Origin of the sequence: Burkholderia sp. B10 (assembly GCF_004368385.1) — a bacterium.
Lineage (GTDB): Bacteria > Pseudomonadota > Gammaproteobacteria > Burkholderiales > Burkholderiaceae > Burkholderia > Burkholderia vietnamiensis.
Genome location: NZ_PQMX01000053.1, coordinates 1 through 25,628, shown reverse-complemented (window position 1 = coordinate 25,628; position 25,628 = coordinate 1). Strand labels below are relative to the sequence as shown.

General features: G+C 67.7%; 24 protein-coding genes, 1 tRNA gene and 3 pseudogenes. 15 read left to right on the top strand and 13 right to left on the bottom strand.

Features of this window, described 5'->3' with window-relative positions; genetic code table 11:
* The first annotated feature begins 138 nt into the window (after positions 1 to 138).
* The 5 genes from C3Y15_RS22945 to C3Y15_RS22925 all read left to right on the top strand — a co-directional run bounded on the left by C3Y15_RS22945 (position 139) and on the right by C3Y15_RS22925 (position 6,678).
* Positions 139 to 1,320, top strand: a complete 1,182-nt coding sequence (locus C3Y15_RS22945; RefSeq protein WP_011885633.1) for a PLP-dependent aminotransferase family protein — start codon at positions 139 to 141, stop codon at positions 1,318 to 1,320.
* A 41-nt stretch (positions 1,321 to 1,361) separates the two neighbouring features.
* Complete coding sequence (locus tag C3Y15_RS22940) at positions 1,362 to 1,820, top strand: RidA family protein (RefSeq protein WP_011885634.1); 459 nt, start codon at positions 1,362 to 1,364, stop codon at positions 1,818 to 1,820.
* Positions 1,821 to 1,833: 13 nt separating this feature from the next.
* Positions 1,834 to 2,715 carry a PhzF family phenazine biosynthesis protein gene (locus C3Y15_RS22935; RefSeq protein ID WP_014723426.1) on the top strand — a complete coding sequence of 294 codons (882 nt, stop codon included), beginning with the start codon at positions 1,834 to 1,836 and terminating at the stop codon, positions 2,713 to 2,715.
* Between the two features lie 220 nt (positions 2,716 to 2,935).
* On the top strand, positions 2,936 to 5,275 hold the full coding sequence (locus C3Y15_RS22930; RefSeq protein ID WP_034194020.1) for an EAL domain-containing protein: 2,340 nt from the start codon (positions 2,936 to 2,938) through the stop codon (positions 5,273 to 5,275).
* A 194-nt stretch (positions 5,276 to 5,469) separates the two neighbouring features.
* Complete coding sequence (locus C3Y15_RS22925) at positions 5,470 to 6,678, top strand: chromate transporter (protein WP_011885637.1); 1,209 nt, start codon at positions 5,470 to 5,472, stop codon at positions 6,676 to 6,678.
* 36 nt (positions 6,679 to 6,714) lie between these two features.
* On the opposite strand, the gene C3Y15_RS22920 is transcribed toward C3Y15_RS22925, so the two are convergent.
* Positions 6,715 to 7,161, bottom strand: a complete 447-nt coding sequence (locus C3Y15_RS22920) for a multidrug/biocide efflux PACE transporter (RefSeq protein WP_011885638.1) — start codon at positions 7,159 to 7,161, stop codon at positions 6,715 to 6,717.
* A gap of 113 nt (positions 7,162 to 7,274) precedes the next feature.
* On the opposite strand from C3Y15_RS22920, the gene C3Y15_RS22915 reads away from it, so the two are divergent.
* Complete coding sequence (locus C3Y15_RS22915; protein ID WP_011885639.1) at positions 7,275 to 8,159, top strand: LysR family transcriptional regulator; 885 nt, start codon at positions 7,275 to 7,277, stop codon at positions 8,157 to 8,159.
* A 75-nt stretch (positions 8,160 to 8,234) separates the two neighbouring features.
* Here C3Y15_RS22915 and C3Y15_RS22910 read toward each other — a convergent pair whose 3' ends face one another.
* The 5 genes from C3Y15_RS22910 to C3Y15_RS22885 form a co-directional block, all read right to left on the bottom strand.
* Positions 8,235 to 8,693 (bottom strand): CopD family protein, encoded by a 459-nt coding sequence (locus C3Y15_RS22910; RefSeq protein ID WP_011885640.1) that lies wholly within the window; start codon positions 8,691 to 8,693, stop codon positions 8,235 to 8,237.
* A 259-nt stretch (positions 8,694 to 8,952) separates the two neighbouring features.
* Positions 8,953 to 11,274: a DNA topoisomerase IV subunit A gene (parC, locus tag C3Y15_RS22905; RefSeq protein ID WP_011885641.1), complete on the bottom strand. Its 2,322-nt coding sequence runs from the start codon at positions 11,272 to 11,274 to the stop codon at positions 8,953 to 8,955.
* 68 nt (positions 11,275 to 11,342) lie between these two features.
* Positions 11,343 to 13,325: a DNA topoisomerase IV subunit B gene (locus tag C3Y15_RS22900; protein WP_011885642.1), complete on the bottom strand. Its 1,983-nt coding sequence runs from the start codon at positions 13,323 to 13,325 to the stop codon at positions 11,343 to 11,345.
* A 238-nt stretch (positions 13,326 to 13,563) separates the two neighbouring features.
* Positions 13,564 to 15,549 carry an ATP-binding cassette domain-containing protein gene (locus tag C3Y15_RS22895; RefSeq protein WP_011885643.1) on the bottom strand — a complete coding sequence of 662 codons (1,986 nt, stop codon included), beginning with the start codon at positions 15,547 to 15,549 and terminating at the stop codon, positions 13,564 to 13,566.
* 209 nt (positions 15,550 to 15,758) lie between these two features.
* Positions 15,759 to 16,163: a DUF4399 domain-containing protein gene (locus tag C3Y15_RS22885; protein WP_059568434.1), complete on the bottom strand. Its 405-nt coding sequence runs from the start codon at positions 16,161 to 16,163 to the stop codon at positions 15,759 to 15,761.
* Positions 16,164 to 16,358: 195 nt separating this feature from the next.
* Between C3Y15_RS22885 and C3Y15_RS22880 the strand changes: the two genes are divergently transcribed.
* The 3 genes and pseudogenes from C3Y15_RS22880 to C3Y15_RS22870 all read left to right on the top strand — a co-directional run.
* Complete coding sequence (locus C3Y15_RS22880; protein WP_011885645.1) at positions 16,359 to 16,541, top strand: rubredoxin; 183 nt, start codon at positions 16,359 to 16,361, stop codon at positions 16,539 to 16,541.
* 150 nt (positions 16,542 to 16,691) lie between these two features.
* A tRNA-Arg gene (locus tag C3Y15_RS22875) sits at positions 16,692 to 16,766 on the top strand.
* Between the two features lie 200 nt (positions 16,767 to 16,966).
* Positions 16,967 to 17,287, top strand: a pseudogene (locus C3Y15_RS22870) (integrase); the annotation flags it as partial.
* A gap of 6 nt (positions 17,288 to 17,293) precedes the next feature.
* On the opposite strand, the gene C3Y15_RS22865 reads toward C3Y15_RS22870, so the two are convergent.
* Positions 17,294 to 17,629 (bottom strand): hypothetical protein, encoded by a 336-nt coding sequence (locus C3Y15_RS22865; protein ID WP_059568433.1) that lies wholly within the window; start codon positions 17,627 to 17,629, stop codon positions 17,294 to 17,296.
* 171 nt (positions 17,630 to 17,800) lie between these two features.
* Between C3Y15_RS22865 and C3Y15_RS32395 the strand changes: the two are divergent.
* A pseudogene (locus C3Y15_RS32395) lies at positions 17,801 to 17,896 on the top strand (TetR/AcrR family transcriptional regulator); the annotation flags it as partial.
* Positions 17,897 to 17,898: 2 nt separating this feature from the next.
* On the opposite strand, the pseudogene eco reads toward C3Y15_RS32395, so the two are convergent.
* Positions 17,899 to 18,398 (bottom strand): annotated as a pseudogene (gene eco / locus C3Y15_RS22855) (serine protease inhibitor ecotin).
* A 143-nt stretch (positions 18,399 to 18,541) separates the two neighbouring features.
* Here eco and C3Y15_RS22850 point away from each other — a divergent pair.
* A complete protein-coding gene (locus C3Y15_RS22850) occupies positions 18,542 to 18,871 on the top strand; it encodes a hypothetical protein (RefSeq protein ID WP_011885670.1) in 330 nt (109 codons plus the stop codon).
* Between the two features lie 172 nt (positions 18,872 to 19,043).
* Here C3Y15_RS22850 and C3Y15_RS22845 read toward each other — a convergent pair whose 3' ends face one another.
* Positions 19,044 to 19,430 (bottom strand): hypothetical protein, encoded by a 387-nt coding sequence (locus C3Y15_RS22845; protein WP_034192585.1) that lies wholly within the window; start codon positions 19,428 to 19,430, stop codon positions 19,044 to 19,046.
* A 118-nt stretch (positions 19,431 to 19,548) separates the two neighbouring features.
* Here C3Y15_RS22845 and C3Y15_RS22840 point away from each other — a divergent pair, with 118 nt between their 5' ends.
* The gene (locus tag C3Y15_RS22840; RefSeq protein WP_014723435.1) at positions 19,549 to 19,929 is read left to right on the top strand and encodes a DUF5594 family protein; all 381 of its coding nucleotides are present in this window, start codon (positions 19,549 to 19,551) and stop codon (positions 19,927 to 19,929) included.
* 185 nt (positions 19,930 to 20,114) lie between these two features.
* Positions 20,115 to 21,482, top strand: a complete 1,368-nt coding sequence (locus C3Y15_RS22835) for an MFS transporter (RefSeq protein ID WP_041493874.1) — start codon at positions 20,115 to 20,117, stop codon at positions 21,480 to 21,482.
* 25 nt (positions 21,483 to 21,507) lie between these two features.
* Here C3Y15_RS22835 and C3Y15_RS22830 read toward each other — a convergent pair whose 3' ends face one another.
* The 3 genes from C3Y15_RS22830 to C3Y15_RS22820 form a co-directional block, all read right to left on the bottom strand.
* Positions 21,508 to 22,086: an AAA family ATPase gene (locus C3Y15_RS22830; protein ID WP_069246287.1), complete on the bottom strand. Its 579-nt coding sequence runs from the start codon at positions 22,084 to 22,086 to the stop codon at positions 21,508 to 21,510.
* Positions 22,079 to 23,500, bottom strand: a complete 1,422-nt coding sequence (otsA, locus tag C3Y15_RS22825) for an alpha,alpha-trehalose-phosphate synthase (UDP-forming) (RefSeq protein ID WP_014723438.1) — start codon at positions 23,498 to 23,500, stop codon at positions 22,079 to 22,081. The genes C3Y15_RS22830 and otsA overlap by 8 nt, the downstream gene beginning before the upstream one ends.
* A 135-nt stretch (positions 23,501 to 23,635) precedes the next feature.
* The gene (locus C3Y15_RS22820) at positions 23,636 to 23,833 is read right to left on the bottom strand and encodes a hypothetical protein (RefSeq protein ID WP_014723439.1); all 198 of its coding nucleotides are present in this window, start codon (positions 23,831 to 23,833) and stop codon (positions 23,636 to 23,638) included.
* Positions 23,834 to 24,081: 248 nt separating this feature from the next.
* On the opposite strand from C3Y15_RS22820, the gene C3Y15_RS22815 reads away from it, so the two are divergent.
* Both C3Y15_RS22815 and C3Y15_RS22810 read left to right on the top strand, forming a co-directional pair.
* On the top strand, positions 24,082 to 24,672 hold the full coding sequence (locus tag C3Y15_RS22815) for a hypothetical protein (protein WP_224020498.1): 591 nt from the start codon (positions 24,082 to 24,084) through the stop codon (positions 24,670 to 24,672).
* Complete coding sequence (locus C3Y15_RS22810) at positions 24,669 to 25,166, top strand: hypothetical protein (RefSeq protein ID WP_059668512.1); 498 nt, start codon at positions 24,669 to 24,671, stop codon at positions 25,164 to 25,166. The genes C3Y15_RS22815 and C3Y15_RS22810 overlap by 4 nt, the downstream gene beginning before the upstream one ends.
* A 70-nt stretch (positions 25,167 to 25,236) precedes the next feature.
* On the opposite strand, the gene C3Y15_RS22805 is transcribed toward C3Y15_RS22810, so the two are convergent.
* The coding region (locus C3Y15_RS22805) for an AAA-associated domain-containing protein (RefSeq protein WP_208328102.1) at positions 25,237 to 25,628 on the bottom strand (392 nt) is incomplete at its 5' end.

Here is a 25,628-nt window from a genome sequence, read left to right as displayed (position 1 = left end):
TGTTCGCTTTGCCTGAACGGTTCTGCCCACCCGGCCGCGAAGGCCAGAGCGCGCTCCCGCACGCCCACCCGGCGGCGGCGACGCCATCAGCCCGACCCGACCTTTCTTGACTGACCCCGATATCCGAACGAGGAGACTATGAATCCGAGCGACCTGCACCCGCCGCACTGGCAGCTTTCCGAACGCGCCCGCAAGCTGACCAGCTCGGCGATCCGCGAGATCCTGAAGGTAACGGAACGCCCCGAGGTCATCTCGTTCGCCGGCGGCCTGCCCGCCCCCGTCACGTTCCCGGCCGAACGGATGCGCGCCGCCGCCGACCTCGTGCTGCGCGACGCGCCGGCCGCCGCGCTCCAGTACAGCGCGACCGAAGGCTACCTGCCGCTGCGCGAATGGATCGCCGAGCGCTACGGCGTGCGCGTGTCGCAGGTGCTGATCACGACCGGCTCGCAGCAGGCGCTCGACCTGCTCGGCAAGGCGCTGATCGATCCGGACAGCCCGGTCCTCGTCGAAACCCCGACCTACCTCGGCGCGCTGCAGTCGTTCTCGCTGTACGAGCCGCGCTACGTGCAGGTGCCGACCGACGAGCAGGGCCTGCTGCCGGAAGGCCTGACGCCGGCCCTGACCCAGGGCGCGCGCCTGCTGTACGCACAACCGAACTTCCAGAACCCGACCGGCCGCCGCCTGCCCGTCGAGCGCCGCCGCGCGCTCGCCGCGTTCGCGCAGTCGAGCCCGTTCCCGGTGCTGGAGGACGATCCTTACGGCGCGCTGAACTACCAGGGCGAGCCGCTGCCCACGATGCTGTCGATGGCGCCGGATCACGTCGTCCACCTCGGCACGTTCTCGAAGGTGCTCGCGCCGGGCCTGCGGCTCGGCTACATCATTGCGCCCGAGGAGCTGCACTTCAAGCTCGTGCAGGCCAAGCAGGCCACCGATCTGCACACGCCGACGCTCACGCAGCGCATCGCGCACGAAGTGATCAAGGACGGCTTCCTCGACGAGCACATCCCGACGATCCGCAAGCTGTACAGCGCGCAGTGCGACGCGATGCTCGCGTCGCTCGCGCGTCACATGCCGGAAGGCGTCACGTGGAACCGCCCGGAAGGCGGCATGTTCATCTGGGTGAACCTGCCCGCGCAGATCGACAGCATGAAGCTGCTCGAGGCGGCGGTCGCCGACCACGTCGCCTTCGTGCCGGGCGCGCCGTTCTTCGCGAACGACGCGCAGCGCAACACGCTGCGCCTGTCGTTCGTGACGGTGCCGCCGGAAAAGATCGAGGAAGGCGTCGCGCGCCTGGGCAAGCTGCTGCGCGAGCGCCTTTGACCCCTTTCACCTGTCACGACTCTCTACGAGGAATCGAATTCATGGCTAACGTCTACGACAAGCTCAAGTCGCTCGGCATCGAGCTCCCGACCGCCGGCGCACCGGCCGCCGCCTACGTGATGAGCGCGCAAAGCGGCAACACCGTGTACCTGTCGGGCCACATCGCGAAGAAGGACGGCAAGGTCTGGGCCGGCAAGCTCGGCGCCGATCTGACCACCGAAGACGGCAAGGCGGCCGCGCGCTCGATCGCGATCGACCTGCTCGCGACGCTGCACGCTCACACCGGCGACCTGAACAAGGTCACGCGCATCGTGAAGCTGATGAGCCTCGTCAACTCGACGCTCGACTTCACCGAGCAGCACGTCGTCACGAACGGCGCGTCGGAGCTGATCGCCGAAGTGTTCGGCGACGCCGGCAAGCATGCGCGCTCGGCGTTCGGCGTCGCGCAGATCCCGCTCGGCGCGTGCGTCGAGATCGAGCTGATCGCCGAAGTCGCGTAACGCGCGCATCGCGATGACCGGCCGCCGCGTCCGTTTCAAACAGGTCGACGTCTTCACGTCGGTACCGTTCAAGGGCAACCCGCTCGCCGTGGTGTTCGACGCCGACTCGCTCGGCGACGACGACATGCTGACGATCGCCCGCTGGACCAACCTGTCGGAAACCACGTTCGTCTGCACGCCGAGCGATCCGCAGGCCGATTATCGCGTCCGGATCTTCACGCCGGGCGGCGAACTGCCGTTCGCCGGTCATCCGACGCTCGGCACCGCGCACGCGTTCCTCGAAAGCGGCGCGCGGCCGCGCACGCCCGGCCGGCTGATCCAGCAGTGCGGCGTCGGCCGCGTCGAGCTGCGCGAGCAGCCCGACGGCTGGGCCTTCGCCGCGCCGCCGGCGCGCTTCACGCCGCTCGACCGTTCGGACTACCCGGCGTTGGCAGCCGCGCTGCGCAGCGACGCGATCGATCCGGACGCCGAACCGTGCGCGGTCGACAACGGCGCGCCGTGGCTCGTCGTGCGGCTGACGTCGGCCGACGCGTGCGTCGGCCTCGCGCCCGATCCGGCCGCGCTGGCCGCGCTCACCCACCGCTACGGCACGCACGGGCTCGCCGCTTACGCGCCGCATCCCGACGGCGGCCCGGCAACGTTCGAAATTCGCTGCCTGATGAGCGGCGGCGGCTTCGCGACCGGCGAAGACCCGGTCACCGGCAGCGCCAACGCCGCGATCGCCGGCCTGCTGAGCCGCCAGCAACGGCGGCCCGGCGCGTCGTATACGGCGCGCCAGGGCACCGCGATCGGCCGCGACGGCCGCATCGCCGTACGCTACGACGACGACGGCACGATCTGGATCGGCGGCAACGTCGTCACGATCGTGGACGGCACCTTCTCCCTGCCCGCCTGACGTTTCGCAATGTGCGACGGCGCCGGCGATGCCGGTGCCCCCTACGATTCCCCGGCTATCGCAAAAGCGTTCCAGCCAGTAATATCGGGCCTAATCCGTCGCTTCGGCGGGTCTGTCCTTGATTGCGCATCCCGCGAACGAACAGACGCCGGTGCGCCCCAACCCTAGCCGACCATCCCGACACGGGATGACGCACGCGAGCAGAACGCCGCCCTCTTCGATGAGCTCCGCCCGGTCAAATCACACGCCGCCGACGCGGCCGCTGCGCGCGCCGCGTAGGTCGCGCCGGCGTGCGCTGTTCGCCATCCCGCTGCTCGGGATGCTGGCGCTTGCACTGCTGTGGGCGGTGATCGTCGCGCGGCTGTCGGTGGAGAAGGACAGCGCGTACAAGGAAGCGGCGGCGTCCGCGGCGATCCTGTCGTCCGCGCTCGAACAGCACACGGTGAAGGCGATTCACCAGGTCGACCAGATCACCCGCTTCGTCAAGTTCGAGTTCGAGAAGTCGCCCGCGCGCTTCAATCTCGCGAGCGCGGTCGAGAAAGGCGTGGTGCCCAGCGACACGCTGATCCAGGTATCGCTCGTCAACGCCAAGGGCGTGCTGTTCGCGAACACCACCGAGCCGCATCCGAAGCCGATCAACCTCGCCGATCGCGAGCACTTCAAGGTCCATCTCGCGCACAACGACGACCGTCTGTACATCAGCAAGCCCGTGCTCGGCCGCGTGTCGAGCCACTGGACGCTGCAGATGACGCGTCGCCTGAACAACCCGGACGGCAGCTTCGCGGGCATCGTCGTGGTATCCGAAGATCCGAGCTACTTCACCAACGACTTCTACAACAACGCGGCGATCGGCAAGGAAGGCGTGATCGCCGTCGTGTCGGACACGGGCGCCGTGCTCGCGCGGCGCACCGGCTCGTTCAGCAACGCGCCGGGCGCGTTCTCCGCGTCGGGCGTCTATCCGATCGCCGAACGCGTGACCGGCACGATCGTCGATCCGATCGACGGCGTCACGCGCATCGTGTCGTACCGCCACCTCGACGGCTATCCGCTCGCGGTGATGGTCGGGCTGTCGCAGAAGGAAGAGTTCGCGGACTACTATCACACGCGCAACGTCTATCTGCTGATGACGAGCTTCATCACGCTCGCGATGCTCGCGTTCTTCGGCGTCGCGACCGGGCTGATCGGCAAGCTGCTCGGCCGCGAGCGCGAAATGACGCAACTCGCCGAATACGATCTGCTGACCGGGCTCGCGAACCGCTACGCGACGCTGCGCGGGCTGCGCAACGACGTGTCGATGCCGGCCAGCCTGTCGCGGCTCGGCCTGCTGTTCATCGACCTCGACAACTTCAAGACCGTCAATGACACGCTCGGCCACAACGCCGGCGACATCGTGCTGCAGATGACCGCGTCGCGCCTGTCGGACGCCGTCGGCGACGAGGGCTCGCTCGCCCGGATCGGCGGCGACGAGTTCGTCGTCGTGATGAAGGGCGACGACATCGAGCGCCGCGCGGTGCGGCTCGCCGAATCGGTGATCCGGATGTTCGCCGAGCCGTTCGACGTGCGCGGCAGCTCGTTCGTGCTGCACGCCAGCATCGGCATCGCGCTGCACACGGTCGCGAACGAAAGCGAGATCGACCTGCTGAAGAAGGCCGACCTCGCGATGTACAGCGCGAAGGACGCCGGCAAGAACTGCTATCAGTTCTACGCGCCGCATCTGTCGCACCGCGCCGATCACCTGATGCGCTGGGAGCAGCAGCTGCGCGTCGCGCTCGCCGAAGCGCAGCTGTTCCTCGCGTACCAGCCGAAGATCGATCTCACCCACCGCACGATCACCGGCTTCGAGGCGCTGGCGCGCTGGGACCATCCCGAGCACGGCATCATCTCCGCGAACGAATTCATTTCGACGGCCGAATCGACCGGGCTGATCGTGCCGATCGGCGACTTCGTGATCCGCACTGCGTGCGAGCAGCTCGCGCGCTGGCGCGACGACGGCCACGACACGCTGACGCTCGCGGTCAACATCTCGCCGGTGCAATTCTGGCGCGGCGACCTGATCGAGACGATTTCGCAGGCGCTGCAGGACACCGGCATCGACGCGAGCCGGCTCGAACTCGAGATCACCGAAACCGCGATGATGGAATATCCGGAGCTGGTGTCCGAGAAGATCGTCGCGCTGAAGAAGCTCGGCATCCGCATCGCGCTCGACGATTTCGGCACCGGCTACTCGTCGCTGTCGTACCTGCACCGCTTCTCCGTCGATACGCTGAAGGTCGACCGCTCGTTCGTGCAGGCGATCCCGAACGATCGCAGCGTGTGCGTGATGGTGTCGTCGATCGTGCATCTCGCGCGCTCGCTCGGCCTGACGGTGGTCGTCGAAGGCACCGAGACCGAGGAGCAGATCGCGTGGCTGTCAGCGCTCGGCGAGATCGAAGCGCAAGGCTTCCTGTTCTCGCGGCCGGTGCCGGCCGACGCGATCCCCGCCCTGATCGCCCGCTACGGCGTGTACGGCGGCGGGTCGAGCGGCGGCGCGCTGCGCGCCGCCGGCAGCACGGGCACCTGACGTTCCGCCATACGCGGCGCGTTGCGCTGCATGCCGATTGTTTCGGTTTCCGATCCGGTTGTTTAGTTCATTAATTAGCGTTTTCGCGCATGGCAGTGTCATGATGCGCGGCGGACAATCGGGAGGGCCATCGTGCCGGCGCTCCGCCGGCACGCCCTCACGCGCGACCGGATCCGGCGCCAACTGCACTCGTCATGACTACCGTCGAAGTCGAAGCGGCCGAACGTATCGATCAGGCTCAGGCGTCGCTGTGGACCCTGTTCAAGGTCGTCGCCGGCATTTCCGCCGTGTCCTGGGGCGGCCTGTCGATGATGGCGCAACTCGAACGCCACTATGTCGACCGCCTGCAGCGCATCGACCCGCAGGTATTCGCCGATCTCGTCGCGCTCGCATGGCTCGTGCCGGGCCCGGTCGGCTGCAATGTCGCGATCCAGGTCGGCCAGACGCTGCACGGCCGCGTGGGCGCATGGATCGCCGGCATCGCGAGCGTATTGCCGTTCTTCCTCTTGATGACGCTGTTCGCGGCGTTCTATCGCACGCCGATCGTGCGCTCGCTGACCACGCCGATGCTGATCAATCACTTCGGGATGGTGCTGGCCGCGCTGATCGGCGTCACGTGGCTCAAGCAGTTGCGCACGCTCGCTCGCACGCCGCTGGAGCAGCTGATCGCCGCGCTGTCGACGATCCTGCTCGCTTTCGCGCACAGCCCGGCCGCGTTCGTCGGCATCCTGTTCGCGGCGTTCGCCGCGGGCTGGCTCAGTGGGCCGCCGCAACACGCGGCGGTCGACTTCACGCTGTCCGCGCGCGATCGCAACCTGCTCGTGCTGCTCGCCGTGCTCGTCGCGGTGTTCGCCGTGCCGCTGCCGGGCGACTACCAGGCGACGCTGTTGTGGCCGCGGCTCGCCGGCGCCGGCATGACGCTGTTCGGCGGCGGCTTCTCCGCGCTGCCGGTGCTCAAGACGCTGTTCGTGTCGCCCGCGACCGGCATCTCCGATCACGACTTCACGCTCGCGTTCGCGCTGTCGCCGGTCTCGCCCGGCCCGTTGCTGAACGTCGTGCCGTTTCTCGGCTATCTGACCGACGGCTGGCTCGGCGCGCTGCTCGCGACGACCGCGCTGTTCGTGCCGTCCGGGTGTCTGGTCGTGTTCGCGCAGAACCACCTGTCGCGGCTCAAGCGCCATTCGCGCTTCGAGCACGGAATGCGGCTGCTGCGTGCGGCAACCACCGGCTTTCTCGTCGTCGCCGTCGTCAAGATCCTGCATCGCGAGCCGGTCGATCCCGTTTATTGGCTCACCGGCGCGTTCGCGACGCTGTGCTTCGCGCGCTTCAAGGCGCCCGTGTATGCGGTGTACGGGGCGGTCGCGATCGCGTGCGGCGCGTGGCTGTGGGCCGCCGCGCACTGACTTACTGACGCCGCGCCGTGCGCCGCCGGCGCTCGGTCAGCCCGCCTGCGCGGCGACGCGGCGCGCGACGATGCGGGCGCGCAGCGCGTCGTACGCGAGGTTGAAGCCGAACGTGTACGGCAGAAAGAACAGCACGATCCCGAGATCCAGCAGCAGCGCGTCGACGATGCCGACGTTCAGCCACCATGCGGCGAGCGGCACCACCATCGCGACGAGGCCGAGCTCGAACGCCACCGCATGCACGACGCGCATGCGCAGCGTACGCGCGACGCGCGCCCGGCGCTCGAAGCGGTCGAACAGCGCGTTGAACGCGATGTTCCACGCCATCGCGATCAACGACACCATCACCGTCAACGCGCCCACGTGCGACACCGGCATGTCGAGCAGCCACGCGCCGAGCGGCGCGCACAGCGCGATCGCCACGAGTTCGAACGTCAGCGCGTGAACGAAGCGCTCCATCAGCGTCTTGCTGGTCTGTTGCATGATTCCCTCCGATGCATTGGTTTCAACCGATGCGGCCATTCTGATCGGTCCGACGACGCTCATCCAGTTTGATACCATCGGTTTTGCCGATATAACGAGATGAGACCCGCCGCATGCGCCACGCTCCCGAAGCCCTGCTCGCCTTTGCCGAAGCCGCCCAGCTCGGCTCGTTCTCGGCCGCCGCGCGCAAGCTCGGAAAGCGCCAGTCGACGGTATCCGAAGCGATCGCGAACCTCGAGATCGACCTCGGCGTGCGGCTGTTCGACCGAGCGACGCGCACGCCGACGCTGACCGATGCCGGCCGCGCGCTGCTGCCGCAGGTGCAGCGCGCGCTGGAGGCCGGCGCGGCGATCGACCGCATCGCCGCGCGGCTCGCGCACGGCGAGGAAGCGCGCCTGACGCTGGTCGTGTCGGACACCTACCAGTCGAAGCGTTACGAGGAAACCTTGATGGCGCTCGAGCGGCGTTTTCCGGCGCTCGAGCTCGAATGCCAGATCGCCGAGCACGACGACGTGCTCGACCTGATCCAGCAAGGCCGCGCGCAGCTCGGGCTGATGGCGGCGCGGGCCGTCTACCCGGCCGATATCGGCGCGGCGACGGTCGCGGAGGAATCGGAGATCGGCCTGTTCGTCGGGCGCATGCATGCATTGGCCGCCTACGGCGACGCCGAGGTGCCGCATGCGGCGCTGCGCGACGCGCGCGAGTTGCGCCTGAACACGTACGTGAAACCGGAGGACCAGCGCGCGGAGGACCGGATCGTCGTCGGCACGCAGCGCTGGCTCGCGCCGAGCTACCTGATGCTGCTGGAAATGGCGGTGCTGGGGTTCGGCTGGGCCGAACTGCCGCGCTGGATGGTCGAGCACTTCGCGCGCGACCGGCTGTGTGAATTGCGTGCGCGCGGCTGGCCACGCCGGGTCCGCGTCGATGCGGTGTGGTCGCGCAACCGGCCGCTCGGCCCGGCCGGCGCGTGGCTGCTCGATGCGATGCTGGCCGCGTAGCGGCGCGCCGCTCTGCCGGCGTCGGCGCCAGCGCCGGGCCGCGCCGAGCGGCACGAACCCGTCAGCCGGCCCCGCTCAGAAGCCGCGCGCCAACACGGCCACGCCGATCGTCACGACGCCGAGCACCAGGTTGACGACGACCAGCAGCCGCACCGCATTCACCGCGCGCGCGCCGTCCGGCCAGTTCTGCGCCTGCACCGCGCGGCGGATACGGGGAAACAGCGCGAAGCGGATGTGGCCGAAGATCAGCATCATCACGACGCCGAGCCCGGCCATCGCATGCAGCGGCCAGGTCGCGTGCGCGCCACCGAACGCGGTGAGCAGGAAGCCGCCCGACAGCAGGATCACGAGCACCGCGCCCGACACCCAGTTGAAAAACCGGCCGAACACGCCCTCGATCAACGGCAGCCGCAGCTGCGGCGTCAGATCGGACAGCGCCGGGCGTAGGCAGAAGTGCGCGAACACCATCCCGCCCACCCACACGGCGACGGCCAGCAGATGAAGAAACAGCGCGACGGCAACGGCGTGGGACATGGTGACGATCCTGAGGTAGCGGGTTCAGTGCAACGAACGACCGCATCGCACGCGGTCTCGAGCGACGTTCGACCGGCCGGCCAGCGCTCGGTTCAGGCGCATGGCCGCATTTGACAATATTTTGCAACTTCCGCGCGACGACGCCAGCGCCGCGCCGTCGCCCATTCTTCGCACATTCGTCGCCGCAAAAGCACAGGCCGCACCGGCGCCGAAGCGCGGGTGCGGCCCGTCGTGCCGGCGCGCGCCGGCGGATGCGTCGTCAGCCGAGCAGCGGGCGCAGCTCGTTGACGACCTTCAGCTTCGTGTCGGGCGCGCGGCCCTTGCGTGCGCGCTTGCCGATGTGCGGCGCGAGCCCCGCGTACGACAGCGTTTCGTCCTGCACCTTGCCGCCGCGGCCGGTGCCGATCAGTACGACGCCGGCCGGGTCGATCGCGAGCGCCTGCACGAGCGTTTCCTTGTCGTCGAGCGCCATCAGCGTCACGCCGCGGCCGCCGCCGGACAGCGTCTTCATCTCGTCCATCGCGAACACCAGCAGCCGGCCACCGCTCGACAGACACGCGACCTGCGTCGCATTCGGCAGCACGGGCATCGGCGCGAGCGGCACCGCGCCCGCGTCGATCGTCATGAACGACTTGCCGGCCTTCACGCGGCTCACCATGTCGCCGACCTTCGCGAGGAAGCCGAAACCGTTGCTCGACGCCAGCAGCAATTGCTGATCGACCGGCGCGGCGTAGTAGTGCATCAGATGCGAGCCCGATTCGAGCTCGATCAGCGAGGTGACCGGCACGCCGTCGCCGCGCCCGCCCGGCAGCACCGACACGTCGACCGAATAGACGCGTCCGCTGCTGCCCCAGGCGATCAGCCGATCGGGCGTGCGGCACTGGAACGCCGCGTACAGGCCGTCGCCGGCCTTGAACGAGAAGCCGGCCGGGTCGAGCCCGTGGCCCTTAAGCGCACGCACCCAGCCCTTTTGCGAGACGACCACCGTCACCGGCTCGTCGACGACCTTCGCCTCGAACGTCGCGCGCTTTTCCTGCTGGATCAGCGTGCGGCGATCGTCGCCGTACTGCTTCGCATCGGCTTCGATCTCCTTGATCATCAGCCGCTTCATCGCGCTTTCGTTCGCGAGCAGCTCCTCGAGCTTGGCCTTCTCGTCGCGCAGCGCGTCGAGTTCCTTCTCGATCTTGATCTTCTCGAGCCGCGCGAGCTGACGCAGGCGGATCTCGAGGATGTCTTCCGCCTGGCGCTCGGTCAGGCCGAACGCGCTCATCAGCGCGCTCTTCGGCTCGTCCGACTCGCGGATGATGCGGATCACCTCGTCGATGTTCAGGAAGACGATCATCCGCCCTTCGAGGATGTGAATGCGGTCGTCGACCTTCGCGAGACGATGGCGGCAGCGCCGCGTCATCGTCGACTGGCGGTACTTCACCCATTCGTCGAGGATCGTCAGCAGGCCCTTCTGGCCCGGCCGGCCGTCGGCGCCGATCATCACGAGGTTCAGCGTCGCGTTCGATTCGAGGCTCGTGTAGGCGAGCAGCGTGTTGACGAATTCCGTCTGGTCGATCGTGCGCGACTTCGGCTCGAACACGAGCCGCACCGCCGCTTCCTTGCCCGACTCGTCGCGCACCGCGTCGAGCAGGTCGAGCATCGCTTTCTTCGTGTTGAGCTGCTCGGGCGTGAGCGTCTTCTTGCCGAGCTTGAGCTTCGGGTTGGTCAGCTCCTCGATTTCCTCGAGCACCTTCTGGCCCGACGTGTTCGGCGGCAGCTCGGTGACGACCAGCTGCCACTGGCCGCGCGCCAGATCCTCGATCTTCCACTTCGCGCGCACCTTCAGGCTGCCGCGGCCGGTTTCGTACGCCGCCGAGATTTCAGCGTCGCTCGAGATGATCTGACCGCCGCCGGGGAAGTCCGGGCCGGGGATCAGGTTCATCAGCTCCGCGTGCGTGAGCTTCGGATTGCGGATCAACGCGACCGCGGCGGCCGCGACCTCGCGCAGGTTGTGCGACGGGATTTCCGTCGCGAGGCCCACCGCGATGCCCGACGCGCCGTTCAGCAGCACGAACGGCATGCGGCTCGGCAGCGTCTTCGGCTCCTCGAACGAGCCGTCGTAGTTCGGCATGAAGTCGACCGTGCCCTGGTCGATCTCGTCGAGCAGCAGCTTCGAGATCGGCGTGAGGCGCGCTTCGGTGTACCGCATCGCCGCCGCGCCGTCGCCGTCGCGCGAGCCGAAGTTGCCCTGCCCGTCGATCAGCGGATAGCGCAGCGAGAAATCCTGCGCGAGGCGCACGAGCGCGTCGTACGCCGACTGGTCGCCGTGCGGGTGGTATTTACCGAGCACGTCGCCCACCACGCGCGCCGACTTCACCGGCTTCGCGTCGGGACCGAGACCCATTTCGTTCATCGCGAACAGGATGCGGCGCTGCACCGGCTTCTGGCCGTCGCAGACGTCCGGCAGCGCGCGGCTCTTCACGACGCTGACCGCGTAGCTGAGGTACGCCTGCTCGGCGTAGTTGCCGAGCGTCAGCGCATCGGTGTCCGGTGCGTCGGGGCCGGCAAAGAGATCGGCAGTGTTGTCGTCCATCTGAATTCCGTATTCTTAACTGACATGAGGCGGGCCGGGCGCGCGGCCCGGCCGTGCGGATGCCCGGCTTAGATATCCGCTTCGACGTCGTTGCCCTTTTCCTCGAGCCAGCCGCGCCGCGCGGCTGCCTCGCCCTTGCCCATCAGCATCGTCATCCGCGCGACGGTCGCCTCGTAGTCGAGCTCGCCGAGCTTGACCGGCATCAGGCGGCGCGTGTCGGGGTTCATCGTCGTGTCCCACAGCTGCTCGGCGCTCATTTCGCCGAGGCCCTTGAAGCGGCTGATGCTCCACTGCGTGTCGCGCACACCGTCCTTGCGCAGCTTGTCGAGCGTCGCTTCGAGCTCGCCTTCGTCGAGCGCGTAGAGCTTCTGCGCGGGCTTCTTGCCGCGCGCCGGCGCGTCGACGCGGAACAGCGGCGGGCGCGCGACGTACACGTGGCCGCGCTCGATCAGCTGCGGGAAGTGCTTGAAGAACAGCGTGAGCAGCAGCACCTGGATGTGCGAGCCGTCGACGTCCGCGTCCGACAGGATGCAGATCTTGCCGTAGCGCAGGTTCGACAGGTCGACGGTATCGTCCGGGCTGTGCGGATCGACGCCGATCGCGACCGAGATGTCGTGCACCTCGTTGTTCGCGAACAGGCGGTCGCGCTCGGTTTCCCACGTGTTCAGCACCTTGCCGCGCAGCGGCAGGATCGCCTGGTATTCCTTGTCGCGGCCCATCTTCGCGGAGCCGCCCGCCGAGTCGCCCTCGACGAGGAACAGCTCGTTGCGCGCGATGTCTTCCGTCTCGCAGTCGGTCAGCTTGCCCGGCAGCACCGCGACGCCCGAGCTCTTGCGCTTCTCGACCTTCTGGCCGGCGCGCGTGCGCGCCTGCGCCTGCTTGATCACGAGCTCGGCGAGCTTCTTGCCGTGCTCGACGTGCTGGTTCAGCCACAGTTCGAGCGCCGGACGCGAGAACGACGACACCAGCTTGACCGCGTCGCGGCTGTTCAGCCGCTCCTTGATCTGCCCCTGGAACTGCGGATCGAGCACCTTCGCGGACAGCACGAACGACACGCGCGCGAACACGTCTTCCGCCAGCAGCTTCACGCCCTTCGGCTGCAGGTTGTGCAGTTCGACGAAGCTCTTCACCGCCTGGTAGAGCCCGTCGCGCAGGCCCGACTCGTGCGTGCCGCCGGCCGGCGTCGGGATCAGGTTCACGTACGATTCGCGCACGAGCGAGCCTTCCTCGCTCCATGCGACGACCCACGACGCGCCCTCGCCTTCGGCGAAGGTGTCGTCGGTCGAACGCGCATCGGCGAAACGCTCGCCCTCGAACAACGGAATCAGCAGCTCGCTGCCGTTCATCTCGTCGAGCAGGTAGCCGCGCAGGCCGTCTTCGTATTTCCACGCCTGGCGCTCGCCCGTCTTCTCGTTGACGAGCACGACCTCGACGCCCGGCAGCAGCACGGCCTTCGAGCGCAGCAGGCGCTGCAGCTCGCCGAGCGGCAGGTTCGGCGAATCGAAGTACTTCGGATTCGGCCACACCTGCACGCGCGTGCCGGACTTCTTCTCGCCGCGGCCGGCCGCCTGCGTCGCGAGCGGCTTCACCACGTCGCCGTCGGCGAAACCGAGGCTGGCGATCTTGCCTTCGCGCCAGACCGTCACGTCCAGACGCGTCGCGAGCGCGTTGGTCACCGACACGCCGACGCCGTGCAGACCGCCCGAGAACGTGTATGCGCCGCCGGCGGCCTTGTCGAACTTGCCGCCCGCGTGCAGGCGCGTGAACACGATCTCGACGACCGGCACGCGTTCTTCCGGGTGCATCCCGAACGGAATGCCGCGGCCGTCGTCCTCGACCGACACCGACTGATCGGCGTGCAGCGTGACCGTGATCTGCTTGCCGTAGCCGCCGAGCGCTTCGTCGGACGCGTTGTCGATCACTTCCTGGATGATGTGCAGCGGATTTTCGGTACGGGTGTACATGCCGGGCCGCTGCTTGACCGGCTCGAGACCCTTGAGCACCTTGATCGATGCTTCGCTATAGGCCGCGCTGGGCTTCTTCGTTGACATAGATGCTGAATTTCGTCATTCATCGGGACGTTGTCCACATCTCGTGTGGATAACGTCGTGGACAAAACGTTGAGTTCCGTAAAAAAGCGAATCGAAACAACGGTGTGCTCGGACTGCTCCGAAAGCGGGCGCGACATGCGCGGCCCGGAACGCGCGGTATTTTACTGGTTCCGCGCGACGGCCCGGTTGCGATGACGGCGGCCGGCCGCTGCCGGCCGCGGCGCGCCGCGGCGGCCCGTCACACCGGCTTGCGCTTCGCCTCGAGCGTTTCCCACCGCTCGAGCGCGGCGAGGAGTTCATCGTCGATCGCCGCGAACCGCTCGGTCAGGCGCGTGCCTTCCTGCGGATCCTTCGCGAAGATCGAGCCGTCCTCGAGCTGCGCATTGATCGTTTTCTGTTCCGCTTCGAGCGCCGCGATTTTTTCCGGCAGCGCATCGAGCTCGCGCTGCTCGTTGAACGACAGCTTCACCGTGCGTTGCGCATTACGGCCGGCCGCGCTCTTTGCCGCGTCGTCCTTGAGCGGCGCGGCCTCCTTCACCGTGCGCTTCGCCGCTTCCTGTTGCGCCAGTTGCTGCGAGCGCTCGCTCTGGATCTGCCAGTCGGTGAAGCCGCCGACGTATTCGCGCCACTTTCCGTCGCCCTCGGCCGCGATCACCGACGTCACGACGTTGTCGAGGAACGCGCGATCGTGGCTGACCAGCAGCACCGTGCCGTCGTAATCGGCCAGCAGTTCTTCGAGCAGTTCGAGCGTCGGGATGTCGAGGTCGTTGGTCGGTTCGTCGAGCACCAGCACGTTCGCCGGACGCGCGAACAGGCGCGCGAGCAGCAGCCGGTTGCGTTCGCCGCCCGACAGCGACTTCACCGGCGAGCGGGCGCGCTCCGGCGCGAACAGGAAGTCGCCGAGATAGCTCATCACGTGCTTGCGCACGCCGCCGATCTCGATCCATTCGCTGCCCGGGCTGATCGTGTCGGCAAGGCTCTTTTCCTGGTCGAGCTGCGCGCGCATCTGGTCGAAGTACGCGACCTGCAGGTTCGTGCCGATGCGCACCGTGCCGCCGTCGGGCTTCAGCTCGCCGAGGATCAGCTTGAGCAGCGTCGTCTTGCCGGCGCCGTTCGGACCGACGAAACCGATCTTGTCGCCGCGCATGACCGTCGTCGAGAACCTGTCGACGACCGTGCGTTCGCCGTAGCGCTTCGTCACGTCGGTCAGCTCCGCGACGATCTTGCCGGACTTCTCGCCCTGCGCGACGTCGAGCTTCACGTTGCCCTGCGCGTTGCGACGCTCCGCGCGTTCGTTGCGCATCTGCACGAGCCGCGCGACGCGGCCCACGCTGCGCGTGCGGCGCGCCTCGACGCCCTTGCGGATCCACACTTCTTCCTGCGCGAGCAGCTTGTCGAACTTCTCGTTTTCTACGCGCTCGACTTCGAGCTGCTGCGCCTTGCGCGTCTGGTAGGCCGAGAAATTGCCCGGATAGGACAGCAGCCGGCCGCGATCGAGCTCGACGATGCGCGTGGCGACACGGTCGAGGAACGCGCGATCGTGCGTGATGAACAGCAGGCCGGCGCGCTGCGCGACGAGCAGCTCTTCCAGCCAGCGGATGCCGTCGAAGTCGAGATGGTTGGTCGGCTCGTCGAGCAGCAGCACGTCCGGCTGCAGCACCAGCGCGCGCGCCAGCGCGACGCGTTTTTGCATGCCGCCCGAGAGCGCGTCGACGGGCGCGTCGCCGTCGGTCAGGCCGATCTGCGCGAGCGTCATCGATACGCGCGTGCGCCAGTTCCACGCGTCGTGCGTATCGAGCGACGACTGCAGCGCGTTCATTCGCGCGAGCAGCGCGTCGTGCTCGGCGCCTTCGGGCGTTTCGGCGAGGCGGTGCGCGATCGAATCGTATTCTTCGAGCACCTCGCGCGTGTGCGTGAGCCCCGACGCGACGGCATCGAACACGGTCGCGCCCGGCTCGAATTCAGGCTCCTGCGGCACGTAGACGGTCACGAGCTCCTGCTGGCGCGTGATCAGCCCGTCGTCCGGCTTCGCGAGCCCCGCGACGATCTTCAGCAGCGACGACTTGCCCGCACCGTTGCGACCGATCAGACCGACGCGCTCGCCGGCCTCCAGCGAGAAGTCCGCGTGATCGAGCAACGCGACGTGACCGAACGCGAGTTGCGCACCGGTAATGGAATAAAGCGACATGGGCAGACGGCGAAGAGAGAAATCGGAAGCGCCCATTGTACCGGTGGCGCACGCGTGCGCCGGGATGGCCGGATGGACGATGGCGGTGAGCGGCTTTTTGGGTATCGGCCGGCGCTGACGGCGGCAGCGTGTCGGCACGCCGCGGCGCCGGCATCGTGCGAACGATGCGGCGGGCGGCCGGCCGCCGCTTGACGGCCGCTTCCTGGCAGCCGCTTCGCAGCCGGGCGCCCGCTTGTGGGACGCGTTTACTTCACGTTGATCGTGATCGTCGAGCTCATCTCCGGCCCGTACGAGCGGTGCGCACCGTCGCCGAGTTGCAGCGTCAGCGTGTGCTGGCCGGACGGCAGCTTGACGTCGGTTTCGGTCTGGCCCTTGCCGAAGTGCAGCGAATGGTCGGTGGCGGGAATCACGTCGCCTTTCGGCACCGGCTTGCCGTCGATCAGCAGGTGATGGTGGCCGGTGTCGGGCGTCATGTCGCCGGCCGGCTTCAGGTCCATGCCTTCGAGGCCGAACTTGACGTGCACCGGGCTCGATACCGTCGCGCCGTCCTGCGGCTCGACGAAGAATACGCGCGCCTCGGCCTGCGCGAGCGTCGACACGGCCAGCGCCGCGACACAAACCGCACCCGCGATCCACTTCTTGTTGAGCATGTTTTCTCCTTCGGATTGAAAGGTTCACGAAGCATACACTGCGCGTCCCGGCCGCGCGACGGCGAACGTTGTTCGCGATGCGCACGCTTGAACGACGTTGCGCGGGCGTTCGGCGGAATTCCGGTACCATTGCGCCTCTCGTCCGCTGGCCGCGCCGCGGACGACATCAGCGACTTTCATCCTCCCGAGCACCACATGAGCGAAGTAACCGAATACCAGAGCTGGGTCTGCCTGATTTGCGGGTGGGTCTACAACGAAGCGGAAGGCCTGCCGGACGACGGCATCCCCGCCGGCACGCGTTTCGCCGATATCCCCGCCGACTGGCGATGCCCGCTGTGCGATGTGGGCAAGGAAGATTTCGTGGTTGTCGATTTCTGAGGCGGGGTTTCTGAGGCGCAGCTTCTGAGGCGATTGCGCGGAGCGAATCGTATTCGCTCCGCCGGCGCGCCGCGCGTTTGCTATACTCTGCGCGCTGTCCACCTTGCCGTCCCGGTCGCGTCTTGAGCACACGATATCGCGGACATGGCCCTCCCCGTAGTTCAATGGATAGAACAAGCGCCTCCTAAGCGCTAGATACAGGTTCGATTCCTGTCGGGGGGACCAGTCGAGCTTCAAACCATTCCCAGAGAGTCACGAGACATTGACCGCTTAGGTCCGTCTGGCGGCCTGTTGGGTCGCATCGTTATCAAGGTTGCTCAGTGGCAGCCGGGGAAAGGGTTGGCATTTTTTGTTGGTATCAGCCGATGCCAACGACTCAGATACCAACAATGCCTCGTGACCACGCGCAAGTACGGAACGCGACGGACGGCTCGGCCCCATACAAACTCACTGACGGCATGAGGATGTGCGACCCGCACATCATGCACTATCGCGGCAGGAGCGCGACGTGCCCGCCCCGCTCCGCGCGCTCAACGGCGAGCATCGATTCGTGTTCTACAGCCTGCAAGGCCGGAGCCGCATTTCGAACAACACCATGCTGCATACGCTCTATCGCACGGGCTACAAGTCGCGAATGACGGGGCACGGGTCTCATGGGCTCGCAGCTACATCTGCGTAAACTCGGCTTCGGCCGGAACGTCGTAGAGCGCCCGATGGCACATGCTGAACGTAATCAGATGACTGCCCCCACGTCACTCCTCGAACGGCCTCGCTTCAAACGTGGCCACTCCATCGGCATACTCTCGCACCCATATATCGCGGTGATCCTCGCCAGAACCCTTTACTGCGAACGACACATTCGGTAGGCATGAAGCCAATTTGTCGAACAGCATGACGATCGCCATGCTGTCCAAATAGAACAAAGTTGAAGTCGGGAGGGCCGAACCACATGCTTCGGTGAGGTCGGTCAATACGTCGTGGCTGAGCGAATATTCATCAAGAAACTTCAAGAGCTCCTCGCGGACACCTGCAACATTCAACGGCTCGCCGTCAGACGGATGAACCCAAACCTGAGTGTGAAAACTCATTCGAACTTACTCCGTCATTTTTCTCATTCGAACACTGGCGCTTCATGGCGTGGACAGCGATTCATGATCGTTGATGATCGACCTACCGTTGTCGATCGGCGAAGTTTGGCTTTCTTCGGTAGGTCAACCACGCGTCCGGAAACTTGGGGAGCGTCACCGCCGGCATAGTTCTCAGCCCACGCGGTCCTCGATGCGATTGCGCGCTGCCACGTGACGGCAAACCCGCGAATGTCGATTCAGGCGCGCGACGGCGGGAGCCGTCGCGAGCATCACTGCATCCCCGCCTGCCCCACATCCTTCGCCGCATGCCAGACGCGATACCGCACCTCAAACCCTTCCGGCACATACACGACCAACGGCAACCGGCTGTTGTACCGCAGCAGCTGACCATCGCCGCGCCCTGCACGAAGCGTTGCTGCGGCGCTTGAGCGGGGCATGCCATCAGCGTCGACGCCGGCCCCTTCACGTCGGTGAGCCGATAGTAGGTATAGCCCCAGCCCTTCACGTCCTCGGCGGTAAGCTCGCCGCCGAACCACTGCTGATTGCAGTCGGTCGGCAGTGTCTTGCCGATCATCAGCTCGACGCGCGCGTCGGCCTCGTTGTCGAGCGCGGGCAGCGCGATCACCGCGCGCTGCTGGCCGGCGGCCGGTTGCGGGAACATCTTGATCGACTCGGCCGACACGGCAGGCGCCGATGCCGGCCCCGCCGCCCACGCACCGGCGGTCGTCACGCAAAAGGCGGCCAAAGCGGCCCGGATCGCGTATTTCATCGATGTGCTCCTGTCTGACAAATAGGCTCCCGATGCTAACACTTTCACCTCAAGACCTTACGGCACCGTAATTTCGCGACACAATTGCAAACAGCCGCCGATCTCCGCCCGCGGTATTCATAGCGGAACCAACGGAGATCATCATGCTGAAGCTCATTGCCACCGCCAGCGTCGCCACGCTGCTCGCCGGTTGCGTCGTCGCCCCGGACGCCGGATACAGCTACGGGCAGCCGTACTATTCCGATCCCGGCTATGCCTACGGGCCGGCCTACGGCGCCGCGCCGGTCTACGGCACCGTCAATATCTGGGGCGGCGGCGGCGACTGGGATCGCGGACACCGCGACAACCGCCACTGGGACCGCGACCGCGGCGGCTGGGGCAACCGTGGCGGCTGGGGCCGCGGCGGCGGACGCCGGGGCGACTGGAACGACGGCGGACGCGGTCCGGGCGACGGCGGCGGCCACCGCCACTGATCGTCGCGCCGCGCAATTGCAACCGTTTGTATCCTCACACCGGCCGCCCGCGCTCCGCCGGCCACCCATCAAATGACGAAAGGCCCTCGCATCGTGCGAGGGCCTTTCGCCTTCTGCGATGTGATGCCGCACGCCGCGCCCCGCTCGGCGCCGCGTGCAGCGGTGAAATCGCTCACCATCCGCCCGGCTGCGCATACCCGCCCGACACCGGCGCGCCGCACACATACGCGCGCTGATACCGGTCGTAGCAATAGTTCGGTCCGTCGTCCTGATACTGCGCCTGCTGATAGGCCGGATAAGCGGGCTGTTGATACGCCGGCGCCTGGTAGTAGGTCGGCGGCTGGTAAGCCGGCGCCTGATACGCGACGGGCGGATTCATCGCCGACGTCACGATCGCCCCGAGCACCGCGCCGCCGATCAACGCGCCGATCACTGCACCGCCGTCGCGGCCGTGCGCGGAGGCCGGCCCCGCCGCGACGAGCGAACCGGCGAGCACACATACTGCGGCAATCTTCTTCATGATGGACTCCCACGCGAAGTGGTACTGAATGCGATGCATTGTGGCTGCGCCCGCCCGTAATAGATGCAGCAAGTGGTAACGCGCGATTACCGGGCACGCGCCCAGCGAAACGCTGCGCTACCGTGCTACGATTTTCGGCATACAGGAGACGCCCCGCATGCAGCCCGAAACCGCCCGCCGTTTCGATACCGAATTCGCGCCGCGCATCGCGCACGCGATCGCCGCTTTCTTCGCCGAACACGTGCACGCCGACGTCGTCCCGTATGGCGGCCACGGCCAACCGACCCGCGTACACATCAGCAGCGCACCGCACGAGCACGTCAGCGGCTTCGCCTATCCGCTGAACCTCGAACTGACCTGGGACACCGACGAAATCGAACGGCTGATGGAGCCCGACGGCGCGGCGCGCTTCGAACATTACCTGAGCGCGCTGCCGAAGAAGCTGAATGCCTGGGAAAGCGCACGCGACATCGATCTCGCGTCGCGCACGCAGGCGGAACCGCTGGTACGGCTCGGCGGGCTCGACTTCGAAGGCTGAGTGCGCGCGCCGGCAAGCGGCTCGGTACGCCGGCGTCGCGCAACGCGGCCCGGTGATACACTCGACCGGCCCCGCTTCGGCGCCGTCGTGCCGGCCGGGTCATTCCCCATCGCCAGCGCCCGCGAGCATGGTTGCGCACGCAACCGGCGCCCGGGCGCGCGGACAACCACGCTTTCGCTCCCGACATGAACGCCGATACCGGCCTGCCGCTTCCGCAACGCTACTGGGCGATCGTCTGCGTCGCACTGGGCATCACGCTCGCCGTGCTCGACGGCGCGATCGCGAACGTCGCGCTGCCGACGATCGCGCGCGACCTGCACGCCTCCGACGCCGCATCGATCTGGATCGTCAACGCCTATCAGCTCGCCGTAACGATCACGCTGCTGCCGCTCGCATCGCTCGGCGAGCGCATCGGCTATCGCCGCGTCTACATCTCCGGGCTGGCGGTTTTCACCGCGGCGTCGCTCGGCTGCGCGCTGTCCGGCTCGCTGCCGACGCTCGCCGTGATGCGCGTGATCCAGGGCTTCGGCGCGGCCGGCATCATGAGCGTGAACGCGGCGCTCGTGCGGATGATCTACCCGTCGTCGATGCTCGGACGCGGGCTCTCGATCAACGCGATGGTGGTCGCGCTGTCGTCGGCGATCGGGCCGACGGTCGCCTCCGCAATCCTGTCGTTCGCGTCGTGGCCGTGGCTGTTCGCGGTCAACGTGCCGATCGGCATCGCGGCAGTGTTCGGCAGCGTGCGCGCGTTGCCGGCGAACCCGCTACACGACGCACCGTACGACTTTGCGAGCGCGCTGATGAACGCGTGCGTGTTCGGGCTGCTGATCATGGCCGTCGACGGGCTCGGCCACGGCGAAAGCCGCGCATACGTCGCGGCCGAACTCGCGGTCGCGCTCGGCATCGGCTACTTCTTCGTGAAGCGCCAGTTGTCGCAGCCGGCGCCGCTGCTGCCGGTCGACCTGATGCGCATCCCGATGTTCGCGCTGTCGATCGGCACGTCGGTCGCCTCCTTCACGTCGCAGATGCTCGCGTTCGTCGCGCTGCCGTTCTGGCTGCAGCATTCGCTCGGCTTCTCGCAGGTCGAAACCGGGTTGTACATGACGCCGTGGCCGCTCGTGATCGTGTTCGCCGCGCCGCTCGCGGGCGTGCTGTCCGATCGCTACTCGGCCGGCATCCTCGGCGGCATCGGGCTCGCGCTGTTCGCGGCCGGCCTGCTGTCGCTGGCGACGATCGGCGCGCATCCGGGCACCGTCGACATCGTGTGGCGGATGGCGCTGTGCGGCGCGGGCTTCGGGCTGTTCCAGTCGCCGAACAATCGCGCGATGCTGTCGTCGGCGCCGCGCGAGCGCAGCGGCGGCGCAGGCGGGATGCTCAGTACCGCACGGCTGACCGGCCAGACGCTCGGCGCCGCGCTGGTCGCATTGATTTTCGGCGTGGCGCCGCAGCACGGGCCGACCATCGCGCTCTATGCCGCGGCGGCCTTCGCAGCCGTCGCCGCGGTGGTCAGCACGCTACGCATCGCGTCGCCGCGGGCCGATACCGCGGCGTGACGCCGCCGCTCGCCGCTCGCGCCGCTCACGCGGCGTCGAGCGCGTCCATCACGAACCGCACGCGCGCCTTCACGCTCGCGCGCGGCAGCTCGATCGGCCGATAGCCATACGCCGTATAGCACGCGACCATCACGTCGAAGGTACGCACGGCCTCGTCGAAATCCTGCCGCCGTTCGGCGTCCTGCGTGTAGATCTCGCGCCACGGCGGCGCGACGAACACGCGCCGGTGATAGCGAAACCGCCGCGCCGCGGCCTCCGCGTGCGCGGGCACCGCGAGGCCCGTCAGCCGCAGGTAGCCGAGCACGTCCGGCACGCCGCGATCGAAGAACACCGGCCCGCGTGCGCGTCGCGCCAGCTCGTACGAACGCAGTTCCCAGTTCAGCATCAACTCGGCGAACGCGGCGCGGTCGCGCCACGGCAGCGCCGGGCCGTCGATCGCCATCTGGTCGCGAATCACGCCGCGCCCGGCCTCGTGCGAGCGCGCGAAGCCGCTGCGCTCCAGCGCATCGAGCAAGGTCGTCTTGCCGGAGCCCAGGCCGCCCGTGACGACGAAGAAGCGCGCGCACGCCTGGTCGAGGCTTTCGCCGTCGACGCGCTCAGACATGCGCGGTCCGCCGGCCCGCGCGCTGGGTGACCGAGGCGGCGGCTGCAACGCTGCGCAGATCGGCGACGAACGTGTCGCGCCACACCGACAGGTCGTTGTTGCGCAGCTGGGCGAGGTTCTCCTCATGGCGCGCCTGCCGCTCGGCGAGCGGCATCGCCAGCGCGCGCGCGAGCGCATCGGCCATCTGCGCGTGGTCGTACGGATTGACGAGCAACGCGCCGCCCAGCTCGGCGGCCGCGCCGGCGAATTCCGACAGCACGAGTACGCCGGGATCGGCCGGGTCCTGCGATGCGACGTATTCCTTCGCGACCAGGTTCATCCCGTCGCGCAGCGGCGTCACGTAGCCGACCTGCGACATCCGGAAGAACGCCATCAGCAGATTGCGTTCGTACTTGCGGTTCAGATACTGGATCGGCGTCCAGTCGAGTTGCGCGAAGCGTCCGTTGATGCGGCCGGCCTCGCGTTCGAGCGTCTCGCGAATGCGCTGGTAGGTCTGCACGTCGGAGCGCGTCGGCGGCGCGATCTGCACGAACGACACGCGCCCCTGCCAGTCCGGCGCGCCGGCGAGCATACGCTCGAACGACTGGAAACGTTCGACCAGCCCCTTCGAATAGTCGAGCCGGTCGACGCTCATCACGAGCTTGCGGCCGCCGAGCGCATCGCGCAGCATCTTCACCGGCTTGCGGCCGCCGTACTGGACGGCCGCCTCGGCAATCGCGTCCGGATACACGCCGATCGGATAGGCCGCGACCTTCACGACCCGGCCGTGCGCATGCAGCATCCCGTCGTCGCTCGCCGTGCCGATCCCGCGCCGCTCGATGTAGTCGGTGAACGCGCGCTTGTCGGCGTCGGTCTGGAACCCCGCGATGTCGTACGCGCACATGAACTTCACCAGCTCGTCGTGCGGCGGCACGACGCGCAGCATGTCGGGCGACGGAAACGGGATGTGCAGGAAGAAGCCGATCGGGTTCTTCACGCCGAGCTCGCGCAGGCAATGCGCGAACGGCAGCAGATGATAGTCGTGCACCCAGATCAGATCGTCGGGCCGCAACAGCGCGGCGAGCTGCCGGGCGAGCATCGCGTTCACGCGCAGATAGCCCGCGTACTCCTGCCGGTCGAAGCGCGCGAGATCGCTTCGGTAGTGGAATACCGGCCACAGCGTCGCGTTCGAGAAGCCGCGATAGTACTGATCGTAGTCGCGCCGGGTGAGGCCGAGCGTCGCATACGTGACGTTGCCGTCGCGCCGCACCGCGGGCGCGGCGTCGGGCGTCCCGACGATCTCGCCGTTCCAGCCGAACCACACGCCGCCGGTTTGCTTCAGCGCGTCCATCACGCCGACCGCCAGGCCGCCGGCGCTCGGGCGCGTGTCCTCGCCGGCGGCGACACGGTTCGATACCACGATCAATCTGCTCATGCGACTTCCCTCCTCGATTCGATAGGTCGCCGCGCAGCGCAAGCCGCGGCGGACGCGGGCCGCCCGCAGGCGGACGCGCGGCGATTCAGTTGCGGGAAATGCCGGGAACTACGGCAGTGGAATGCGCCGACGAAATCAAGCGTCCTGCTCGTGGCCGAGGTCGCGCTGATAGTCGAGCCCTTCCGGGCGGGCGCCGCCCTGGTTGTGATCGCCGTCGGTGGGCGCATCGTCGGGCGCGCCGGCCGGCGGCGCCGCTGGCCCGTCCGGCTGCGGCGGCGGGCGCTCGGCGCCCGTATCGGACGACCGAGGTGAAAACCGTTTCGAACGGTGCATGGCTGGGTGTCTCATGGTCGGCGCGGCTCGAAGCCGTCGTTGAAACATTCCACAGACAATGAGTCTAGGTCGCTTCATTGCGAGCGAAGGTAACAATTACCTTCAATTTGTAACGATTCGACCCTGCGCCGGCGGCCTGTCCGACAATAGCGCCGCGCGTCCGCGCGCGAGCCGTCGCACCGCGATTTGTCAAAGCTTTGCAGTTTTCGTATGACAATTGCGAAACAATGATGCGGCACGGGGCGCGCATGCGGCGCCGCCCATCCAGACAGGACTTGCACTCAGGGATGAAGATTCGTTTCGAACCGCGGCGCCCGGTCATGCCGGCGCGCGTCGCACTGGCCGCGCTCGCCGCGGCCGCACTACTGTCCGGCTGCAACTCGCTGTACAGCGAAGGCGCGACGGCCAGCGCCGGTATCGCGGGCGCCGCAATCGCGTCCAAGGTCACCAACAACGCGGCCGTCGCGACGGGCATCGGCCTCGGCGCCGTGGCCGGCGCGCGTGCGGGCGTGCAGTACACGCAGCGCGTCGCGCACCGCTACACGCAGGAGCAGATCGCGAAGGCTGCCGGCCCGCTCGAGGTCGGCGGCGTCGCGCCATGGTCGACGCACCATTCGTTTCCGATCGAAGACGACGAACAAGGCCGCGTGACGGTCAGCCGGATGATCAGCGTCGGCCCGCTCGACTGCAAGGAGATCGTGTTCGCCGTCGACACGCCGGCCAAGGCCGACAAGGCTGCGCAATCGGCGTTCTACGTCGCCACGATCTGCCGCGACGGGCCGGTGTGGAAATGGGCGTCGGCCGAGCCCGCCACCGGACGCTGGGGCGCGCTGCAATGAGCGTCCCGATCCGTATCGCGGCGCTCGGCCTGCTGTGCGCGGCGGCGAGCGCGGCGTTGTCGGGCTGCGGCTCGGTCGGCGCGGCGAGCGGCGCGCTCGCCGGTGCGGCCACGGGCCTCATGACCGCGAACCCGGCCGTCGGCATCGGTGTCGGCATCGCGGTGCAGGCGGCGACCGACGAAGCCGTCAATCGCACGATGAAACAGCTTCACCAGAACCAGCAGGACGCGATCGCGAACGCGGCCGGCAGCCTGGCCGTCGGCGAAGCGAAGCCGTGGAAGGTCAGCAACACGCTGCCGCTCGAGAACGGCGAAGGCGAAGTGCGCGTGACGCGCGCCTATTCGACGGCGCTCGCGCTGTGCAAGGAGTTCGCGTTCTCGGTGAAGGATGGCGACAAGGCCGACTGGTATTTCGCGAACGCGTGCCAGCAAGGCAAGCAATGGAAATGGGCGTCGGCCGAACCGGCCGTGGACCGCTGGGGCGCGCTGCAGTGATGTTGCGCGGCGCGGCGGTCGGACGCCGCCGCGCTGCGGTGTGCCGGGCCGCGCGGCCCGGCCTGGCGAATCAGGACTCGACGTCCTCGAGACTGAAGATTTCGGTCTGGTCGTTGTACGAGAAGATCTCGCCGTAACGCCCCCAGTCGATCACCGCGTCGAGCGTTTCCTCGGCCGCGCCGTCGGACAGGAAATCCTCCAGCTCCTGCTCGAAGCGCACGCGCGGCGCGCGATGGCCCGGCCGTTCGTTCAGCACCTTCTTGATCCGCGCGGCGAGCGGCACGTGCTTGAGCAAATGATCGGCGAACATCAGCTTGCGTTCCTGCGTGCCGAATTCGGCGAACACGCGGCCCGGCGGCGTCAGGAACACGTCGCCTTCGCGCACGTCGGCAAAGCCCAGGTACTGCAGCACTTCGGCGATCGGGAACAGATCGTCGACCTCCAGATGCAGCGTACGCGCGA

Bases quoted from the DNA above. Each gene is read 5' to 3' on its own strand.
- C3Y15_RS22945 (WP_011885633.1), top strand. From the start codon at position 139: ATGAATCCGAGCGACCTGCACCCGCCGCACTGGCAGCTTTCCGAACGC.
- C3Y15_RS22940 (WP_011885634.1), top strand. From the start codon at position 1,362: ATGGCTAACGTCTACGACAAGCTCAAGTCGCTCGGCATCGAGCTCCCG.
- C3Y15_RS22935 (WP_014723426.1), top strand. From the start codon at position 1,834: ATGACCGGCCGCCGCGTCCGTTTCAAACAGGTCGACGTCTTCACGTCG.
- C3Y15_RS22930 (WP_034194020.1), top strand. From the start codon at position 2,936: ATGAGCTCCGCCCGGTCAAATCACACGCCGCCGACGCGGCCGCTGCGC.
- C3Y15_RS22925 (WP_011885637.1), top strand. From the start codon at position 5,470: ATGACTACCGTCGAAGTCGAAGCGGCCGAACGTATCGATCAGGCTCAG.
- C3Y15_RS22920 (WP_011885638.1), bottom strand. From the start codon at position 7,161: ATGCAACAGACCAGCAAGACGCTGATGGAGCGCTTCGTTCACGCGCTG.
- C3Y15_RS22915 (WP_011885639.1), top strand. From the start codon at position 7,275: ATGCGCCACGCTCCCGAAGCCCTGCTCGCCTTTGCCGAAGCCGCCCAG.
- C3Y15_RS22910 (WP_011885640.1), bottom strand. From the start codon at position 8,693: ATGTCCCACGCCGTTGCCGTCGCGCTGTTTCTTCATCTGCTGGCCGTC.
- parC (WP_011885641.1), bottom strand. From the start codon at position 11,274: ATGGACGACAACACTGCCGATCTCTTTGCCGGCCCCGACGCACCGGAC.
- C3Y15_RS22900 (WP_011885642.1), bottom strand. From the start codon at position 13,325: ATGTCAACGAAGAAGCCCAGCGCGGCCTATAGCGAAGCATCGATCAAG.
- C3Y15_RS22895 (WP_011885643.1), bottom strand. From the start codon at position 15,549: ATGGGCGCTTCCGATTTCTCTCTTCGCCGTCTGCCCATGTCGCTTTAT.
- C3Y15_RS22885 (WP_059568434.1), bottom strand. From the start codon at position 16,163: ATGCTCAACAAGAAGTGGATCGCGGGTGCGGTTTGTGTCGCGGCGCTG.
- C3Y15_RS22880 (WP_011885645.1), top strand. From the start codon at position 16,359: ATGAGCGAAGTAACCGAATACCAGAGCTGGGTCTGCCTGATTTGCGGG.
- C3Y15_RS22865 (WP_059568433.1), bottom strand. From the start codon at position 17,629: ATGAGTTTTCACACTCAGGTTTGGGTTCATCCGTCTGACGGCGAGCCG.
- C3Y15_RS22850 (WP_011885670.1), top strand. From the start codon at position 18,542: ATGCTGAAGCTCATTGCCACCGCCAGCGTCGCCACGCTGCTCGCCGGT.
- C3Y15_RS22845 (WP_034192585.1), bottom strand. From the start codon at position 19,430: ATGCATCGCATTCAGTACCACTTCGCGTGGGAGTCCATCATGAAGAAG.
- C3Y15_RS22840 (WP_014723435.1), top strand. From the start codon at position 19,549: ATGCAGCCCGAAACCGCCCGCCGTTTCGATACCGAATTCGCGCCGCGC.
- C3Y15_RS22835 (WP_041493874.1), top strand. From the start codon at position 20,115: ATGAACGCCGATACCGGCCTGCCGCTTCCGCAACGCTACTGGGCGATC.
- C3Y15_RS22830 (WP_069246287.1), bottom strand. From the start codon at position 22,086: ATGTCTGAGCGCGTCGACGGCGAAAGCCTCGACCAGGCGTGCGCGCGC.
- otsA (WP_014723438.1), bottom strand. From the start codon at position 23,500: ATGAGCAGATTGATCGTGGTATCGAACCGTGTCGCCGCCGGCGAGGAC.
- C3Y15_RS22820 (WP_014723439.1), bottom strand. From the start codon at position 23,833: ATGCACCGTTCGAAACGGTTTTCACCTCGGTCGTCCGATACGGGCGCC.
- C3Y15_RS22815 (WP_224020498.1), top strand. From the start codon at position 24,082: ATGCGGCGCCGCCCATCCAGACAGGACTTGCACTCAGGGATGAAGATT.
- C3Y15_RS22810 (WP_059668512.1), top strand. From the start codon at position 24,669: ATGAGCGTCCCGATCCGTATCGCGGCGCTCGGCCTGCTGTGCGCGGCG.